Below are 17,520 nucleotides of genomic sequence, written 5' to 3'. Positions count from 1 at the left end.
ATCCATATTCTTGTTGTCTCCTACAAGTGAAATATTTTAGCGTTTTTCTTGTTATTTTATGACTAGATATTTTAAGCAAATAAGTCTGAATGGTCTGTTTTATTTAATTTCCCAACCCTTTTTGGACACACTTGTCCCTTGAGTTAAAAAATTGGAAATAATCACATGACAAAAAGCTAAATACGCTATTATAAATGAAAAGCTTACTGTTATTTTTGGCATGCTGACCATTGTACTTATTCACCACCTTCGTCATTTCTTGCTTACCATTGTATCATGATGTTTTCATTTGTGCAAAATGAGTTTTTTATCCTAGTTGCTGGTAACATTCTAAGCGTTCCTCTAGTGTTCCTGTATGCAATTCAAATAAATGATTGTCAAAGTCGTAAAAATAAACAGATCTTGCTTCACCAACAACTCGTGAGCGTCCAGGTTTGATTTCTAATTTTATGGCCTTTATTCTTTCTAAATACCTGTCATATTCACTTTCTTCAATCTTAAAAGCAATATGATTGTAGGTTTTTGTAGGTAAAGATTCTCCTTGCATGATTGCAATCCAAAGCTCGTTATTAATCAAGAAAAATTTTTCTTGCGCCACTGAGAATGTATCCATTCCACTATTATAGACTTCCTTTGCATCAAATATTGTTTCAAAAAATAAACTAGCTTTTATCAAATCATGAACAATAAATGTCATATGACTAATCACGATCTTTCCTCCTATCTAGATGCGTATAGTAAACGAGCGCGAGACAAAACTAAAAGTCAGTTTTGTTTCGCGCTCAAAATTTGAATAGACGACAAGATAAAAGCAGCTTCTTCGGAAATAAATGCTTTTGTCTCAGTCTGTTTTACTTTTCTAGTTTGCGACAATATTCACCAATTTATCAGGTACAACAATTACTTTACGAACTGTTTTCCCTTCAACAAAACTTTGAATTTCTTCTGTCGCTAATGCTTGTGCTTCTAATTCATCTTTACTTAAACCTCGTGCTACATTTAATTTCGCCCGAACTTTCCCATTCACTTGGAAAACCACTTCGACTTCATCTTCTACTAATGCGGCTTCATCATAGGTCGGCCAAGGTGCGTTTGTTAAACTTTCCTCATTGCCAAGGATTGCCCATAGCTCTTCCCCAATATGTGGTGCGATCGGTGCTAGTAGTTGAACAAAGCCTTCAATATATTCATATGGTAAAACATCAACTTTATTTGCCTCATTAACAAAGACCATCAATTGTGAAATTGCGGTATTAAAGTGGAGATTCTCCATGTCTTCTGTCACTTTTTTCACAGTTTGATGATAAACCTTTGTTAGACAACCGTCATTTATCGTCGTGATTCGATCACGCATCTTGTTATTTTCATCAACGATCAAGCGCCAAACACGATCCAAGAATTTACGACTGCCTTCAAGTCCATTTTCACTCCACGCAATAGAGGCATCTAACGGTCCCATGAACATTTCATACATTCTAAGAGTATCTGCACCAAATTTTTCAACAACATCATCAGGATTTACGACATTTTTCAATGATTTACTCATTTTAGCTGGTGCTTCTTCCAGCTCTTCACCCGTTTCGATATTTACCCAAACACCATCTCGTTTTTCGACCATATTCGTAGGAACTAATGCTCCACGGCCATCTCGGAAGCTTTGACCTAGGATCATTCCTTGATTATATAGTTTTTGGTAAGGTTCTTTTGTAGGAACTACGCCGATATCATATAAAAATTTATGCCAAAAGCGTGCATATAGTAGATGCAATACTGCATGCTCTGCTCCACCGATATAAATATCCACAGGCAACCAGCGTTCTAATTTTTCATAGTTAGCAAGTTCATTTTTATTATGAGGATCAATATAGCGTAAATGGTACCATGAGCTTCCTGCCCATTGTGGCATGGTGTTGGTTTCACGTTTCCCTTTTTTACCAGTTTCAGGGTCGATCACATTGATCCATTCCGTAATATTCGCAAGTGGAGATTCACCAGTTCCACTTGGTTTGATATCATCTGTTTTAGGTAATTTCAATGGTAGTTCAGATTCTGGCACGGTTGTTGTCGTACCGTCTTCCCAATGAATCACAGGAATCGGCTCTCCCCAATAACGTTGACGAGAAAACAGCCAATCACGTAGGCGGTATGTGACTTCTTTTTTGCCACAGCCATTAGCTTCTAACCACTGATACATTTTTTCATTTGCTTCCTCTTTTGTTAGACCATCTAAGAAACCAGAATTGATATGAAGACCATCCCCAGTGTATGCTTCTTTGGTGATATCCCCACCTTCAATGACTTGGATCATTTCGATGTCAAACTTACTAGCAAAGGCATGGTCTCTTTCATCATGTGCTGGTACAGCCATAACAGCACCTGTTCCATAGCTTCCTAGAACGTAATCTGCAATCCAGATTGGGATTTCTTTGCCATTCACTGGATTGATTGCATAGGCACCTGTAAAAGCTCCAGTTTTTGTTTTAGATAAATCTGTACGATCTAAATCAGATTTTTTACTTACTTCTTCTTGATAAGCCGTAACTGCAGCTTTTTGCTCTGACGTTGTGATTTCATCAACAATTTTTAACTCGGGTGCAACAACTAAGTAACTAGCACCAAATAGGGTATCGGCACGAGTTGTAAAGACTGTTATCGTGTCATTGCTTCCTTTAATCTTAAAATCAACATTTGCTCCTTCAGAACGGCCAATCCAATTGCGTTGCATATCCTTAATACTTTCAGGCCAGTCCACTAAATCTAAATCATCTAGTAAGCGATCTGCATATGCAGTAATTTTAAGCATCCACTGACGCATTGGTTTTCTGACAACATCGTAACCACCGCGTTCACTTTTACCATCAATCACTTCTTCATTAGAAATCACTGTTCCTAGTTCTGGTACCCAGTTAACAGCTACTTCCGCTTCATAAGCTAAACCATGTTCATATAATTTCGTGAAAATCCATTGTGTCCATTTGTAATATTCTGGATCTGTTGTGTTAATTTCGCGATTCCAATCATAACTAAATCCTAGAGAGTTGATTTGGCGTTTAAAGGTTTCAATATTTTTTTTCGTAAACTCTGCTGGATCATTTCCTGTATCTAAGGCATATTGCTCTGCAGGTAATCCAAAGGCATCCCAGCCCATTGGGTGTAAAACACTATAGCCTTGGCTTCGTTTCATTCTAGATAAGATATCTGTTGCTGTATACCCTTCTGGATGCCCAACATGTAGCCCTTGTCCTGATGGGTATGGAAACATGTCTAAAGCATAAAATTTTTCTTTATTTGGATCATCATGAGTCGTGAAACTGTTATGTTTCGCCCAATATTTTTGCCATTTTTTCTCGATTTTCTTGTGATCGTAACTCACTTTTTTGTCCTCCTATTTCGGTAACTATTTATTGATGATTTCTGCCTATTTCTTAGGTTAATCTTTTCACTTTGTTAACGTGTTGGCTTGGTGATGATTTACTAGTTTGGTCGCCAAGTATTGCGCTTCATCAGCTCTGGCAAAGCTGACCAGATTTTTCTGCTTTTTTTATTCGTTCTTTTATGCTTTATTGCAGTATTGACTTGGTGGTGATTTACTAGTTTGGTAACTTCGCTCCCCTTGGTCGCCAAGTATTGCGCTTCATCAGCTCTGCAAGCAATCGCTGTGATTTGCAACAAAAACGCCCTACAGGAAAAATTCCTATAGGACGTGTGACTGACAACGTGGTACCACCTAATTTCACTTGTATAAAACAAGCCTCAACGTTTTAACGACCGTCGCCGATTTTACTTAATGAAGATTGAAGGATTGTTGGCATTTTTTTGATTTCCTAAATCAGAAAACGAAAACTCTACATTCCATCGCTTGTTCAGTAAAATAACTCAAAGGCGAGTTCGAAAGCTTCTGTGCGTATTTTCACCAGCCATACGCTCTCTAAAACATGGTTCTTTCTACTATTCCTTTTCACTGTTTATCTATCATGTGCTATCATACTACCAAACTTCTTAACGGATTTCAATCGTTTTATTTAACTTTCAATCTTTGACCAATATAAATTGTATCACCAGATAATCCGTTTAATTGTTTGATTTTTTGAATACTTGTTCCATATGTTTGAGACAGTCCCCATAAAGTATCACCATTTTTTACAGTGTGAGATCCGGCTGTTTGGTTGCTTCCTTGAGTATTGGATGAATTGGTTGAACCTGTTTGACCTTTTTTCACGATCAATTTTTGTCCTGGATAAATGATATCTCCATTTATATTATTCCATTGACGTAAATTGGCAATACTTGTCCCGTTTGCATTAGCGATCGCCCATAAAGAGTCCCCAGACTTCACCGTATAATGACCAGTAGCGGCTCCTGCATTGCTTGATCCACCAGTGTTACCAGTTGAACCACTATTGCCATTACTGGTACTGCCGCCGCCAGCATTAGAACCACCTTTTTTCACGATCAACTTTTGACCTGGATAAATGATATCTCCATTTATATTATTCCATTGACGTAGATTGGCGATACTTACGCCGTTTGCACTAGCAATTGCCCATAAGCTATCACCTGATTTTACAGTATAATATGCATTTGAAGAGCTTGTATTCCCTGAGCCGCCAGTACTACCTGTCGATCCGCCTGTCGTTCCTCCAGTACTACCACCATTACTACCAGAGCTTTTTTTCACGATCAATTTTTGTCCTGGGTGGATGATATCTCCGCTCAAGTTATTCCATTGACGCAAGTTCGCAATGCTTATCCCGTTTGCATTAGCAATCGCCCACAAAGAATCACCTGATTTTACTGTGTAATATGAATTAGTCCCTGTATTACTGGAACCTCCGGTATTGCCTGTTGAACCGCCAGTGTTACCACCAGTACTGCCGCCACCTGTGTTGCTAGAACCTTTTTTCACGATTAATTTTTGACCGACATAAATGACATCGCTGGATAAGTTATTCCAACTTTTAATAGTAGCGATCGATGTGCCATATTTCGCCGATAAGGCCCATAGGCTATCTCCAGCTTTTACTTTGTGCGTCACATTTTGACCGCTAGTATCGCCGCCAGTGTTGTTTGACCCACCGGTATTACCACCAGTATTACTCTCACCTGTGTTGCCACCGGTATCACCACCAGTATTCCCGCCACCTGATGAAGGCGTGTCATATTGAGTTAAGTTATAGGTTGTAATAATCGTATTAAGCTTTGTATTGTAACTTGGATCTGTTGCATAACGTCCAGTTAACCAAGCAGTGGCATCTCTGTAAGAATTCGTATTACTTTTCCAAGCTCCTGAATAATAATAAACACCAGACTGAAATGATGTATTTCTCAACACATAGGCATTGTCACTAAATGATTCTGAATAGGACGGATATTTTCTAAACGCAGCATCTACTTGAATCCACTGACCATTAATAACTTCCCACGTTTTCATTGTAACAGATTGCCCTTGATAACTTCCTTTGATTCCAAACAAGTTATGATTTGGTGCAGCAGATAACGTACTTCTACCCCAATCACTTTCAAGAATCGCTTGAGCCATCATCACTGACGCATATAAATCATTTGCGGCTGCAACAGAACGAGCGTGTCCTGCTATATCAGCAATAAAGGTACTTGGGCTGATACTTCTAGATTGTGCAGCAAACGCTGAACGCATCGTAAGTTCTGGTGCCTCAGTATCTTTTGTTTCAGTTATAGATGAATCCGTTGTTTCATTAGAGTCTGTTGTAACGTCAGTTGTCTCAGTACTGTCAGTTGTTTCTGATGTATTCAATTCTGATGATTCTTGTGTTTCAGATGTTTCTTCACTCGAAGCTTCTTCAGGTGCTGTGGTCTGATTTTCTTGCATCATCGAATCGTTCGTGTCAGTTACCGTTCTTTGTCCTTGAACGTCTTCTGTATGTGTATTTATCTCTGAGTAACTTACGTGCGCGCTTGAATTTTGATTTTCTGTGGCTTCTGCTATTTTTGGTGCAGCGATCGGTGCAGCAATTGAGGAAACTACAATCGCAGAGCTAAGCACAGTCGTTCCTTTTTTGAACTGATCGTAAGCTAGCTTGTTCTGTTCAGCTTTCCTCCGTTCTTTTCTAGATGTTTTATACTTCTCCATGCTATATCCTCCGAATTTTCTAAAAAAAGTATTCCTTGATTTATAGTATACCCTTTTTTCAAACAAAATAGAAATATTTTTTATTTTTTTCTTTGTCATTATACAAATAAAAGTGTAATTTTTTTCTTTCTTGTTTGCTATTTTTTCTTATTATTTTTTTAATTAGAACTCGGTCTCAAGTCTGATGTCTCTCTTTACCTTAGGCTGATTTTTTAACGAAGTACTTGTTATTGCTCTTAAAAAAAATTATAGTGAAGAAGAAGTAATCCGATCGTAAAATGAAATGGGGGAAAAAAATGAATAAAGAGCATTTTTTAATTGAGTTGAAAATCTACTTAAAACCTCTGACTAACCAACAGCAAGTTTTTATCTTAAACAAATATGAAACGATTTTTGAAGAACGATTAGCTGATGGTCAAACAGAAGAGGAAATAGCAAAAAGTCTTGGAAAACCAAGAGGGATTGCAGAAGAAATTTTACAAGAGTTTGATATTACTGTCCCTGAAAAAAGACTCGAACGAGATGGCTGGCAAGAGATTCAGCCAATTGTCAATGATAAGTACTATTATGAAGACATACCTGAGCATCCTTATGATGACTCCTACCATTCTTATGAACGTCCTCATCGTAGTGGTTTTATGCGTTTTTGTCAGGTTGCAGGCGTCCTTGCATTTAATTTTATGTTTATGTTTTGGATGATTTTTGCTATTGTTATGGTTTTTTTCGCCTGTTGGCTCGTTGCTGTTGTGTTCTTATTTTCACCAATTTTAGGAGGAATCTCGCTCGTTGCTGGATTTAATGATGGTACAATGTTCCAGTTATTCCTTAGCCTATTCCTTTCTGGTGCTGGTATTATCGGACTAGTGATTTTAGCACCACTAACAAAATTCTTTGGAAAATGTTTAAAACGTTACCTACAATGGAATATTCGCGTTTTAAGAGGAGAGATTTAATATGAAAAAGACGACTGTTTTTTTTCTGACCATTGGCGTTTTAGCTATGATCATCGGTGGGATTGGCAGTGCTGTTTACTACAGACGTGCTGAACATTCGATGACTGATACGAAAAGACAAAGTTATGAGATAAAAAACAAACAAAATACCAAAGAGATTCACCTTGATCTTTCTGGGAATGCAAATTTTTATATTCTAACTGAGAATTCAAATAAGGTGGTAATGAATTCTAGAAGTTCACTTCCGATTTCTTTGAACAGCTCTTTAGATGTTGAGGAAAAAAATGACCAGTTAACGATTTCCGCAAAAAGTGATAAGAAAAGACAGGAACTTGACGGAATGAAGTTAGATATTTTTAATAGAGGTTCAGCTGTTAGTTTAACGATACCAGATTCTGTTGAGCGTTTAATCATTGACGGTACTGCCCAAGGCTCGATCCATATTTCAGAAGTTACCGCAAAAAATTTAGCGATCACAATGGGGAACGCTGATATCGACCTTACTAGTATCGATACAGAAAAATTAGCGGTAGAGACAGCGAATGGCTATCTTAATGTTTATAATGACGTTCGAACTGGCGAAGCGATGTTTCAGACGAAAAACGGTGATATTCAGCTAAATGATTTCGCAGCCTCTAATTGGTCTGCTACTAGTACTTCTGGAGATATTTATGTAAATACAGCTAAAGGCATCGCTAAACTAGACACAACAAATGGCGATATCGAAGCAACTGATCTTAAAGGAGAAGCTGAAGTGACTAGTGTCAATGGTAGTTTTTCCCTGTATGGAACAGAAATTCCAAAGAAATTACGCGTTGAAACACAACAAGGAGACATTCAATTACATACAGAAGAAATTCTGTATGATGTCACGATCAAAACAAAAACCAAATTAGGAGACAGTACGATTTTCGGAAAAGAACGGACTTCTTTTAAACGTGGAAAAGGAACAAAATCATTTGAACTTCGAACAGACTCTGGAGACATTTCAGTTGAAGGTCCCTCCGATTATGAAGATGGCGAGGATGAATAATTTTCTATTCCTCTAATTTTTTAAGCCTATAGGAGAACTTTTTAAAGTTTTCCTATAGGCTTATTTTTTTTCGAGAATCTCAGCTGTCTTCTTAATTATTTGATGTTATAATAAACTTTATCTAATTTGGAAAGGAATTTTCATGAAAAATAAATTATACTATCAATTTGCTGGCAGCTGCTTTTTAGTTGTTTTTATGTTTTTAGGTTATGTAGTGCGCTTTTATCCTAGTTGGTTGAACGGTTTCGATCAAGCAATTACAACACTAGTACGGACACCTTATCCTTCTGCAAATCAATTTTTTATTTGGTATACAAGATTTGCTGATCCTTTAACGGTAGGCATTCTTTCTCTAGCCATTGCGTTTATACTATTTAGAGGGAAATATTATGCTGAGATGCTTTGGTTGTTGATTAATACTGGCCTAATCGCCGGTGTCGCAAACCCATTGATCAAATTATTATTCATGCGACCACGTCCAACTTTAAACCATTTAGTTACAGAGCATAGCTACAGTTTTCCAAGTGGTCATTCCACCGGAAGTGTTCTGCTGTACGGTACGATTATTTTATTATTACCGCAATTTATCAAACAAAAAAAGCTTTGTCTCTTGTTACAGATTCTCTTAGGTTTAGGGATCTTCCTGATCGGTATCAGCCGAATCTATGCAGGTGTTCACTTCCCTAGCGACGTTTTAGGTGGCTTTTGTTTTGGGCTTGCGTGGTTGTTGATGACGTATCCGATTTATTTAGAAAAACGTTTTGTTTGGCGCTTTAAAAGTAAACAACAATAGAAAGAAGAAAAATTATGGTTGAATTTATCTATACAGAAGATCCAAACAAACGCTATCATACATGGAATTACGCCTTACGTAAGCAGTTTGGTGGGAAGATTTTCAAAGTACCTTTAGATGGTGGATTTGACTGTCCTAATCGTGACGGAACGGTGGCTAAAGGAGGGTGTACATTTTGTAGCGTTTCTGGCTCAGGCGATATGATCGTAGCACCTTCTGAGCCTTTACCCATCCAATTTCAAAAAGAAGTACACATGATGCACAAAAAATGGCCTCAAGTGAACCAGTATATTGTCTATTTTCAAAATTTCACGAATACACATGCACCAGTAGAAGTGATTCGGCATCGTTTTGAACAAGTGGTGAACGAACGAGGTGTTGTAGGTATTTCAGTTGGAACACGTCCCGATTGTCTTCCAGATGATGTGGTTGAGTATTTGGCCGAATTGAATCAGCGTTATTATCTGTGGATAGAGTTAGGCTTACAGACAACTTATGAACATACAAGTAATACAATCAATCGGGCACATGATTATCAGACATACTTAAATGGTGTCGCGAAATTGCGAAAGCATAATATTCGAGTCTGTACTCATCTGATCAATGGTTTACCAGGTGAAAGTTTGGAGATGATGCGGGAAAATGTTCGGCGGACGATCCTTGATTCCGATATCCAAGGGATTAAACTACACCTACTACATTTAATGACCAATACTCGCATGTTGCGGGATTATCATGAAGGTCGCTTGCAATTAATGACTCGGAACGATTATGTCAATGTGATTTGCGACCAATTGGAAATGATTCCCCCAGAGATCGTGATCCATCGTTTAACTGGAGATGCACCGACAGATGCTTTAGTAGGGCCAATGTGGAGCCTTAAGAAGTGGGAAGTCTTAAATGCTATTGACAATGAGATGAAACGCCGATTATGTCAATGTGATTTGCGACCAATTGGAAATGATTCCCCCAGAGATCGTGATCCATCGTTTAACTGGAGATGCACCGACAGATGCTTTAGTAGGGCCAATGTGGAGCCTTAAGAAGTGGGAAGTCTTAAATGCTATTGACAATGAGATGAAACGCCGATTATGTCAATGTGATTTGCGACCAATTGGAAATGATTCCCCCAGAGATCGTGATCCATCGTTTAACTGGAGATGCACCGACAGATGCTTTAGTAGGGCCAATGTGGAGCCTTAAGAAGTGGGAAGTCTTAAATGCTATTGACAATGAGATGAAACGCCGAAATAGCGTGCAGGGAATCTATAATGTTCGAAACAGTCAGGAGGTTCACACTTAATGCTACAAACCGCGCTACATTTTAGTCACACTCTTTTAAGAGACGTTATTCATGAAGGGGATTGTGTGGTAGATGCCACGATGGGCAACGGTCATGATACAGCGTTCTTAGCAGAGTTAGTTGGACCTAGGGGATTAGTTTATGCCTTTGATGTACAAGAACAAGCTTTAGCCAATACGGAAAAAAAACTGATTGAGTTAGGATACCAAGCACGAGTAACTTTATTCCAACAGGGGCATGAAATGATCGATACACAGCTTTCAACAGAAACTTCTTTAAGAGCCGCGATCTTTAATCTCGGTTATCTTCCTAAAGGAGATAAACAGATTATCACAAAACCAGATACTACGGAACAAGCTTTAGACGCTTTGCTTCCTAGATTACTAGCTAAGGGACGAATTATTTTAGTTGTTTATTATGGTCATTTTGGTGGTCAAGCGGAACTGAAACTTGTACAAGAGTATTGTCAACAGTTACCGCAAGAAATGTATAATGTCTTGACTTATCAGTTTATTAATCAGAAGAACAACCCACCTATTTTATTTTGTATTGAGAAGAAGTAGGGAGTCAACGGCTGTATTTTTTACCTATATACTAAATGAAAAGAGCAATCCTTAAAAATACAGGGTTGTTCTTTTGTTTTATTCAAACATAAAATAGGTGTAGGTTGATCGATCGTTTAGCTTTTGAAGTAATAAACGCTTATTAAATGAACGGGCTAATGATGCGCAGTTTGGTACTCCAAGCATGGTGAAATACCAGAGACATTACTTGAATCACTATTAATAGCCATTTTGTGCCTCCTTCATTATCATATTGTCTTATTTGGTTCATCATATACTAGATAAACAACAACTATGAGAAAACAATTCCATGATGAGAATAGAGGGCAATCAGATTAATTCGCTAACGCACCTCATCTAATTCCCCGTCTTTTGACCCTTAGCCAATTTTTATGGATGAACAAAAAGAGTCTGGGATATAACTCTACGAGTTATATCTCAGACTCAAAGAATCCGTATAAACGGTGGGAGCAGAAGCAATCACTACGCTTCGCTTCGATCACATCAAATTCTAAGTGCTAAAGCACTAAGATTTGAAGGCTTCGGAAATAAGCCGAAATTCACAAAAATTTGAAGAGCAATTTTCGTGAATTCCTTCTTATTTCTCGGGATTAAACACTCCTGTCCCAACCTCTACTATTATTCAAATACAAACTGATTATGATAAAGTTCTGCATAAAACCCATCTTGTTTCAAGAGTTCATGATGGTTTCCTTCTTCGATTACTTCACCATTTCTTAAGACTACGATCCGGTCTGCATTTAGAATTGTTTTTAAGCGGTGAGCGATCACAAAGCTTGTTCTGCCTTTGATTGCTTCATCCATTGCTTTTTGAATTTTCGCTTCTGTTACAGTATCTACATTACTTGTTGCTTCATCTAGGATCAACAATGATGGATTTGTGATGATTGTACGGGCAATACTGATTAATTGTTTTTGCCCTGTACTGAAAATGTTGTTTTCTTCAGTAATTTCTGTATCATACCCATTTTCTTGTTCTAAGATAAACTCGTGAATATTGGCTTGTTTTGCGGCTTCAATAATTTCTTTTTCTGTCGCTTCTGGTTTACCAAACGCTATGTTTGCTCGAATCGTACCAGAAAATAACACAGAATCCTGCAACACAATTCCCACATGAGAACGTAGACTGCTTAATTCAATTTCACGGATATCTGTTCCATCAAATGTCACAGAGCCATTATTTACATCATAAAAACGATTCAATAAATTCATAATTGTCGTTTTCCCTGAGCCTGTCGGACCAACTAAAGCGACCATTTCGCCTTTTTTTACATCGATCGAAACATCTTTTAAGATTGGTACTTCAGAATCATAGCCAAAGTCAACATGCTGCAGTGTCACTGACTCTTTGATCCCATCGATTTCTTTTCCATCATTTGGATTGATTTCGTCTGGTTCATCAAACATTTCATTCAGACGACGAGCACCAGTGATCGCAAGTTGGATCATGCTGTAACCAGATGAAATTTGCATCAATGGTTGGTAATATTGTTGTGAATACTGAACAAAGGTAACAACTAAGCCTAACGCAACACTCTTCTCTAGATCGCCATTCAATGCTAGCCAACCGCCAAAGAAAATCACGATTGCTGTATTCACAAGAGACATTCCTTGCATCATTGGAAATAACAGACCTGAATACACTTGTCCTTTGAACGTTGCTTTACGCACCGTTTCATTCTGTTCAAGAAAACCGTCAATTGTTTCTTCTTGCAGGCCATTGGTGATGATCATGCGTTGACCGCTGATTTTTTCATCCATATAGCCATTCAGCTTTCCAACTTCATCTTGCTGGATGTCGACGTATTTACGTGCTTTACTAATAACAACGATTGCAATCACTAACGCAACAGGTGTTGAAGCAATTGTTGCCCAAGCTAATTGAACATTTTGTTGGAACATCATGATCAAGATGCCCACAAATAATGCAGCATTCGTCAACACTTGAAGCAATGCTTGATTCAGGCTATTTTGAATATTATCCAAGTCACTTGTAAAACGACTTAAAATCTCACCATCTTGATGAGAATCAAAGAAACGAATCGTCAATTTTTCTAGCTTATTGAATAAACCAATACGCATTCGATTCGTCGACTTCCCAACAACTTGTGTAAATAAAATACTATAGATAAAGTTCGCTGCACTTGTTAGTACGTAAAAGATCAATAGTTTCCAGACAATATCAATAAACTTACTTTTATCATCCGTTCCTTTCATCAATGCATTAACATAATTAGCCAACTCTTGGATGGCTTCTCCCACAAACTGTGGTGCTTTTACTTGGAGATAAGTTGCAATAATAATCGTCACAAAAATAAAGAAGAAGGAAAGTTTATAGCGTTTTAAATAATGAAAAAAGAATTTACTCGCTCTTATTAAATCAGTCATTATCTTCATCCTTTCCCTTTTGAGTTTCGTAGATTTCTTGGTAGGTCGGGTTCGTTTTTGCTAATTCGTCATGCGTCCCCGCGCCTACTAATTGTCCCTTATCCAAAACTAAAATACGGTCTGCGTGAACGACTGAAGAAATCTTCTGAGCAATCACGATTGTTGTTGTATCTTTCAAATCTTTATCCAACGCTTCTCTAACTAAACGCTCTGAACGAGCATCTAACGCACTTGTACTATCATCTAAAATCAAGATTTTAGGATCACCGATCACGCCTCTAGAAATAGATAAACGTTGTTTTTGTCCTCCAGAAAAGTTGTTGCTTCGCTCCGCTACTGGCGCTTCATATTGTAAGGCTAATTTTTCGATAAATTCTTTGGCCTGCGCAATTTCAGTTGCCCGACTCATATCCGATTCACTAGCATCTTTTTTCCCTTGACGCAAATTTTGCGAAATCGTTCCGGAAAAAAGAATCGCTTTTTGTAGAACAAATGAAACCATCTTACGTAAACTATGCTCATTGACCTCTTTTAAATCAACACCGCCGACCTTCACAGTTCCTTGTGATGGATCAAATAATCGAGGAATCAATTGTGCCAAGGTTGATTTACCTGCCCCAGTTGCCCCTACGATCCCGATCATTTCACCAGGCTTGATTGAAAACGAGAGGTCTTTCAGTGTATCGGTATCATCTCCTGGATAACGGAAACTAACGTGATCAAACACCACACTACCATCCAAGTCTTGTTCAGGAACCTCTTTGTAGCTAAGTGCTGGAACAGTGTCCATGACTTCTTTGATACGCTTGATCGAAACTGCCGCACGTGAAGTCATCATCATCATCATTCCGCCGATAATGATCGCCATCATAATTTGCATCAAATAACTCATAAATGATGCGATACTACCGACTAAAGTTGGATCATCTTTCACTAAGTTTCCCACAAGAAAAATTGAGCCTACGACTGCTAAATTTGCAGCTAGCATAAACGATGGAATCATCACTGAAAACAAAGTCCCTACAATTAGGTTATGTTTTGTCAGTTCATCACTGACCTTGCTGAAACGGTTCAACTCATTTTTTTCCTGCACGAATGATTTTACTACACGAATTCCTAGAAGGTTTTCTTTGGCTAAGCCATTCACTTTATCAATCAAGGTTTGGATGATCATAAAGTGTTTGCCCATCTGTGAAAAGGATAAAACTGTAATAATAAACACTGCAACCACTAATAATACGATCACCCACCATAATTGAGGTAAGGTCATCATCGCTAAAATGAAACTACCGATAAAAAGAATCGGAATCCTAAATAGCGACTGTAGTGCGATCATGATAACATTTTGAATTTGAGTTACATCATTGGTCAAACGGACAACCAAATTCCCTGCTGAAAATTCTTCAATATTTCCAAATGAAAAGGTTTGGATCTTACGAAAGGTTGCCTCACGAATGTCTGCACTCACACCTTGTGCTACTTTGGCAGAATAAATTGTATTAAAAACCCCTGCAATCAATCCAAGTCCGGCAATCCCAATCAAATACAAGCCTAGTTCTTTCATTTGACTCTTATCATCTTTAATAATTGCTTCTAATACTTTTTGTAATAATTTAGGCTGCCATAATGCCGACATGACCATGATAACAACCGTAAACAATGCTATGGTGACTTCCAGCTTGTACTTTTTGACATGCTTCATAATAATACTCATATAATCCCAACTTCCTTTGTAAAACTAGCCTAATTTGATTCATTGTGCAACTTTCAACGATCAATTAATGTTATGATGTGATAGAAGCAAGACACGATTGCCTTCAATAAAATTCACAAACTTAACGCTGTAAAATAAGGCTGCATAACAATTTACCATTTTTAGAACTGAAATTCAAGCAGTTCGCTTCTATTTTTGAAATAAAAGGATGAGAAAATTTGGAACCAAAATTATCAAAAGAAACGATCGTTCAAGCCGCATTTGAACTATTAAAAGAAACGCCTGAACTTGAAAAATTATCTATGCGCAAAGTGGCGAAAAAACTCGGTGTTCAGGCACCTGCTATTTACTGGCATATAGAAAATAAACAAGCTTTACTTCAACGTATGGCAGAAGAAATAGAGAATCATTTTATTTCACCTACACCTAAAGACAATTGGAAAGAAACGATTTATGCTTATATGGAAAATTATTATGAGCTCTATCAGCAATATCCTTGCGCTATTGAAATCGAAATTCAAACGATCCCTTCCTACTCCTCTCGTTTGAAAAATCTTGATGCAATTCTTGGCATCCTCAATGAAGCAGGTTTTTCCATTGAGCTAAGTTATATGACCATCACCTCTTTACAGCATTTATTGTTTGGTATGTTGATGGACTCTAATGAAGAAAAAAAGCTCTATAATAAAGTGATGGCTGGGGATGACTATTTGAAAACACAAATCATTCTAATGAAACAATCCGTTCAAGAGCATGAATTGGACAATATCAGCAAGAGTATTCAGTATCGGCAAAAAGAAAAGCAAAAAGATTTTTTCATGAAAACATTGCGTGTCTTTTTAAATGGGCTAGATTCTCTTATTTAAAAAATTGATAGAGAAAAAGCTTGAACAACTATACCTGTTCAAGCTTTTTCGACTTATTTTTCTAGCGGTAACCATTCTAAAACTCGTTGAATCCACATATCCCAAAAGTCCCAGCTATGACTACCTGGACCTGTTTCAAATGTATGATCAATCTTCTGAGCAGACAATGCTTTTGCCATAGTTTTATTTCCCTGTAAGAGAAAATCCTCTTCTCCACAGCACAGAAAAATAGCTGGAGCTTTTTTACCTTCTGCTACTAACTGCTCTAGTAAATACATCGGATCGTTGTTTGAGCCTTGAATATGCTCAAGCGGACCAAAAATACCTTCCCAAAAATTTTTTCCCCTAATCGCCAAAAGATCATCCACTCTTTCGGCCAAATTCACAGAACCAGATAAAGAAGCTACGGCTCCAAATTTCTCTGGTTTAGCCAGCCCAAGTTTCAAGGCACCATAACCACCCATTGAGAGTCCCACAGCGAATGTTTTCTCTCTTTTAGTTGTTAATTGTGGGAATAATTCATGGCAAATAGTAGGTAATTCTTCAGAAATAAATGTCCAGTAGTTCATTCCATAACGGGTATCTGTATACCACCCTAGATCTGTAGACGGCATAATCACAGCCAGCCCTAAGTTTGTTACATATCGTTCTATTGATGTACGGCGTTCCCAAACGCTATGGTTGCCGCCCATGCCATGAAGTAGATACATTACTGGGACGTCAGTAAGATTTCCTTTGGTTGTTGTACCAATCTTTTTTTCTGTTTTTTGCGGTAAAATTACATTCAGTGACACTTCCATTTCTAAAACATTTGAATAAATATTTGCTTGCAAAAAAGCCATCTAAGCATCCCTCTTTTTCTATTTTTTATTATTGTAGCATTAAATTCATTGTTTTTTGACTAAATGTACAAATAAAAAACTCGTTCTTCATAAAAGAACGAGCGGAGGAGGAGTTGAAAATGAAAAATGTTTTTGCCTAAGTTGTTTTCTCTTGGTATGTTTCTATAATACAAAATGAATATGAACTTTTCATGTCAAAAAAATGCATTATTTACGTCGTTTTTATAAAGAAAACTACACGTTTTATTCTTCTAGCTAGTTTTAGCTGTTGCTCTAAGTAAATTTAACCCCAGTCCAATATAAATACAGCCTGCAATTTTATTGGTCATTTTTTTAGTCCGCTCATTCTTCTTAAATAGACCGACAAAAAAAGAAGAACCATAGGCAATCCCTAAACTCCAAATTGTGCTCGTACAAACAAAGGTAATTCCTAATATAAAAAATGGCAATGAACCAGCTTGAGACTGTGTATCAACATATTGTGGAAGCAATGATAAGAAAAATAAGGCGACTTTCGGATTTAAAAGATTCGTAAGTAAGCCTTGCTTATATATTTGCCAATCATTAACGGTCAATTCAGCTCTTTCAGTTGTTAACGCCTCTTTTCTTAGAAAAGTCGTAATCCCTAAATAAATCAAATACGTCGCCCCTAACAATTTAATGCTATTAAAAACCAAGGTTGATGTAGCTAAAATGGCTGACAAGCCTAAGGCAGCTAAAAAAGTATGCGCTAAAATACCTGATGAAATCCCCAAAACGGAAATAACGCCTTGTCTTTTACTCCCTAATGTTGATTTGCTCAATATGAAAATCGTATCTGATCCAGGGATCAAATTTAAGACAATCGCAGAAACAATAAACGTGCCATAATTAATAATTCCCATTTCCGTCGCACTCCTTTTTCTTCAGTATAGCAAACTATTACTCTTAGAAAA

The 17,520-nt window shown here is 37.5% G+C and carries 14 protein-coding genes, 1 pseudogene and 1 other annotated feature; of the genes and pseudogenes, 8 read left to right on the top strand and 7 right to left on the bottom strand.

Annotated features, from left to right (window positions below; genetic code table 11):
• Nucleotides 1-307 precede the first annotated feature (307 nt).
• The 3 genes from fosX to IGJ55_RS02700 form a co-directional block, all read right to left on the bottom strand.
• Nucleotides 308-697, bottom strand: coding sequence for a FosX/FosE/FosI family fosfomycin resistance hydrolase (gene fosX / locus IGJ55_RS02710; protein ID WP_430608110.1), 390 nt, complete (start codon nucleotides 695-697; stop codon nucleotides 308-310).
• Nucleotides 698-859: 162 nt separating this feature from the next.
• Nucleotides 860-3,373, bottom strand: coding sequence for a leucine--tRNA ligase (gene leuS / locus IGJ55_RS02705; protein ID WP_429950111.1), 2,514 nt, complete (start codon nucleotides 3,371-3,373; stop codon nucleotides 860-862).
• A 321-nt stretch (nucleotides 3,374-3,694) separates the two neighbouring features.
• Nucleotides 3,695-3,971, bottom strand: a binding site (T-box leader).
• A 47-nt stretch (nucleotides 3,972-4,018) separates the two neighbouring features.
• Nucleotides 4,019-6,109 carry a LysM peptidoglycan-binding domain-containing protein gene (locus IGJ55_RS02700; protein WP_430607257.1) on the bottom strand — a complete coding sequence of 697 codons (2,091 nt, stop codon included), beginning with the start codon at nucleotides 6,107-6,109 and terminating at the stop codon, nucleotides 4,019-4,021.
• A gap of 296 nt (nucleotides 6,110-6,405) precedes the next feature.
• Between IGJ55_RS02700 and IGJ55_RS02695 the strand changes: the two genes are divergently transcribed.
• The 7 genes and pseudogenes from IGJ55_RS02695 to IGJ55_RS02665 all read left to right on the top strand — a co-directional run bounded on the left by IGJ55_RS02695 (nucleotide 6,406) and on the right by IGJ55_RS02665 (nucleotide 10,754).
• Nucleotides 6,406-7,062: a DUF1700 domain-containing protein gene (locus tag IGJ55_RS02695; RefSeq protein ID WP_430607256.1), complete on the top strand. Its 657-nt coding sequence runs from the start codon at nucleotides 6,406-6,408 to the stop codon at nucleotides 7,060-7,062.
• 1 nt (nucleotide 7,063) lies between these two features.
• Entirely contained in the window at nucleotides 7,064-8,095 is a 1,032-nt protein-coding gene (locus IGJ55_RS02690; protein ID WP_430607255.1) for a DUF4097 family beta strand repeat-containing protein, read from the top strand.
• 142 nt (nucleotides 8,096-8,237) lie between these two features.
• The gene (locus tag IGJ55_RS02685; protein ID WP_069638866.1) at nucleotides 8,238-8,888 is read left to right on the top strand and encodes a phosphatase PAP2 family protein; all 651 of its coding nucleotides are present in this window, start codon (nucleotides 8,238-8,240) and stop codon (nucleotides 8,886-8,888) included.
• Nucleotides 8,889-8,902: 14 nt separating this feature from the next.
• On the top strand, nucleotides 8,903-9,931 hold the full coding sequence (locus tag IGJ55_RS02680) for a TIGR01212 family radical SAM protein (protein WP_430607254.1): 1,029 nt from the start codon (nucleotides 8,903-8,905) through the stop codon (nucleotides 9,929-9,931).
• A pseudogene (locus tag IGJ55_RS02675) lies at nucleotides 9,816-10,091 on the top strand (hypothetical protein); the annotation flags it as partial. The gene IGJ55_RS02680 and the pseudogene IGJ55_RS02675, both read left to right, overlap by 116 nt.
• Nucleotides 10,009-10,191, top strand: coding sequence for a hypothetical protein (locus IGJ55_RS02670; RefSeq protein ID WP_430607253.1), 183 nt, complete (start codon nucleotides 10,009-10,011; stop codon nucleotides 10,189-10,191). The pseudogene IGJ55_RS02675 and the gene IGJ55_RS02670, both read left to right, overlap by 83 nt.
• Complete coding sequence (locus tag IGJ55_RS02665) at nucleotides 10,191-10,754, top strand: class I SAM-dependent methyltransferase (RefSeq protein ID WP_069638864.1); 564 nt, start codon at nucleotides 10,191-10,193, stop codon at nucleotides 10,752-10,754. The genes IGJ55_RS02670 and IGJ55_RS02665 overlap by 1 nt, the downstream gene beginning before the upstream one ends.
• 639 nt (nucleotides 10,755-11,393) lie before the next feature.
• Here IGJ55_RS02665 and IGJ55_RS02660 read toward each other — a convergent pair.
• Both IGJ55_RS02660 and IGJ55_RS02655 read right to left on the bottom strand, forming a co-directional pair.
• Nucleotides 11,394-13,163: an ABC transporter ATP-binding protein gene (locus IGJ55_RS02660; RefSeq protein ID WP_069638863.1), complete on the bottom strand. Its 1,770-nt coding sequence runs from the start codon at nucleotides 13,161-13,163 to the stop codon at nucleotides 11,394-11,396.
• Entirely contained in the window at nucleotides 13,156-14,877 is a 1,722-nt protein-coding gene (locus IGJ55_RS02655; protein ID WP_430607252.1) for an ABC transporter ATP-binding protein, read from the bottom strand. Before IGJ55_RS02655 ends, IGJ55_RS02660 begins: the two co-directional genes overlap by 8 nt.
• A gap of 218 nt (nucleotides 14,878-15,095) precedes the next feature.
• Between IGJ55_RS02655 and IGJ55_RS02650 the strand changes: the two genes are divergently transcribed.
• A complete protein-coding gene (locus IGJ55_RS02650; protein WP_069638861.1) occupies nucleotides 15,096-15,743 on the top strand; it encodes a TetR family transcriptional regulator in 648 nt (215 codons plus the stop codon).
• A gap of 53 nt (nucleotides 15,744-15,796) precedes the next feature.
• Here IGJ55_RS02650 and IGJ55_RS02645 read toward each other — a convergent pair whose 3' ends face one another.
• Both IGJ55_RS02645 and IGJ55_RS02640 read right to left on the bottom strand, forming a co-directional pair.
• Nucleotides 15,797-16,585 (bottom strand): alpha/beta hydrolase, encoded by a 789-nt coding sequence (locus tag IGJ55_RS02645; RefSeq protein ID WP_069638860.1) that lies wholly within the window; start codon nucleotides 16,583-16,585, stop codon nucleotides 15,797-15,799.
• 251 nt (nucleotides 16,586-16,836) lie between these two features.
• The gene (locus tag IGJ55_RS02640) at nucleotides 16,837-17,469 is read right to left on the bottom strand and encodes a LysE family translocator (protein ID WP_069638859.1); all 633 of its coding nucleotides are present in this window, start codon (nucleotides 17,467-17,469) and stop codon (nucleotides 16,837-16,839) included.
• Between the last annotated feature and the right edge of the window lie 51 nt (nucleotides 17,470-17,520).

This window comes from Enterococcus sp. AZ170 (genome assembly GCF_050545135.1).
GTDB lineage: Bacteria > Bacillota > Bacilli > Lactobacillales > Enterococcaceae > Enterococcus_L > Enterococcus_L ureilyticus.
Note: the sequence above shows the minus strand (reverse complement) of the source record. Positions and strands in the feature narration are given on the sequence as shown.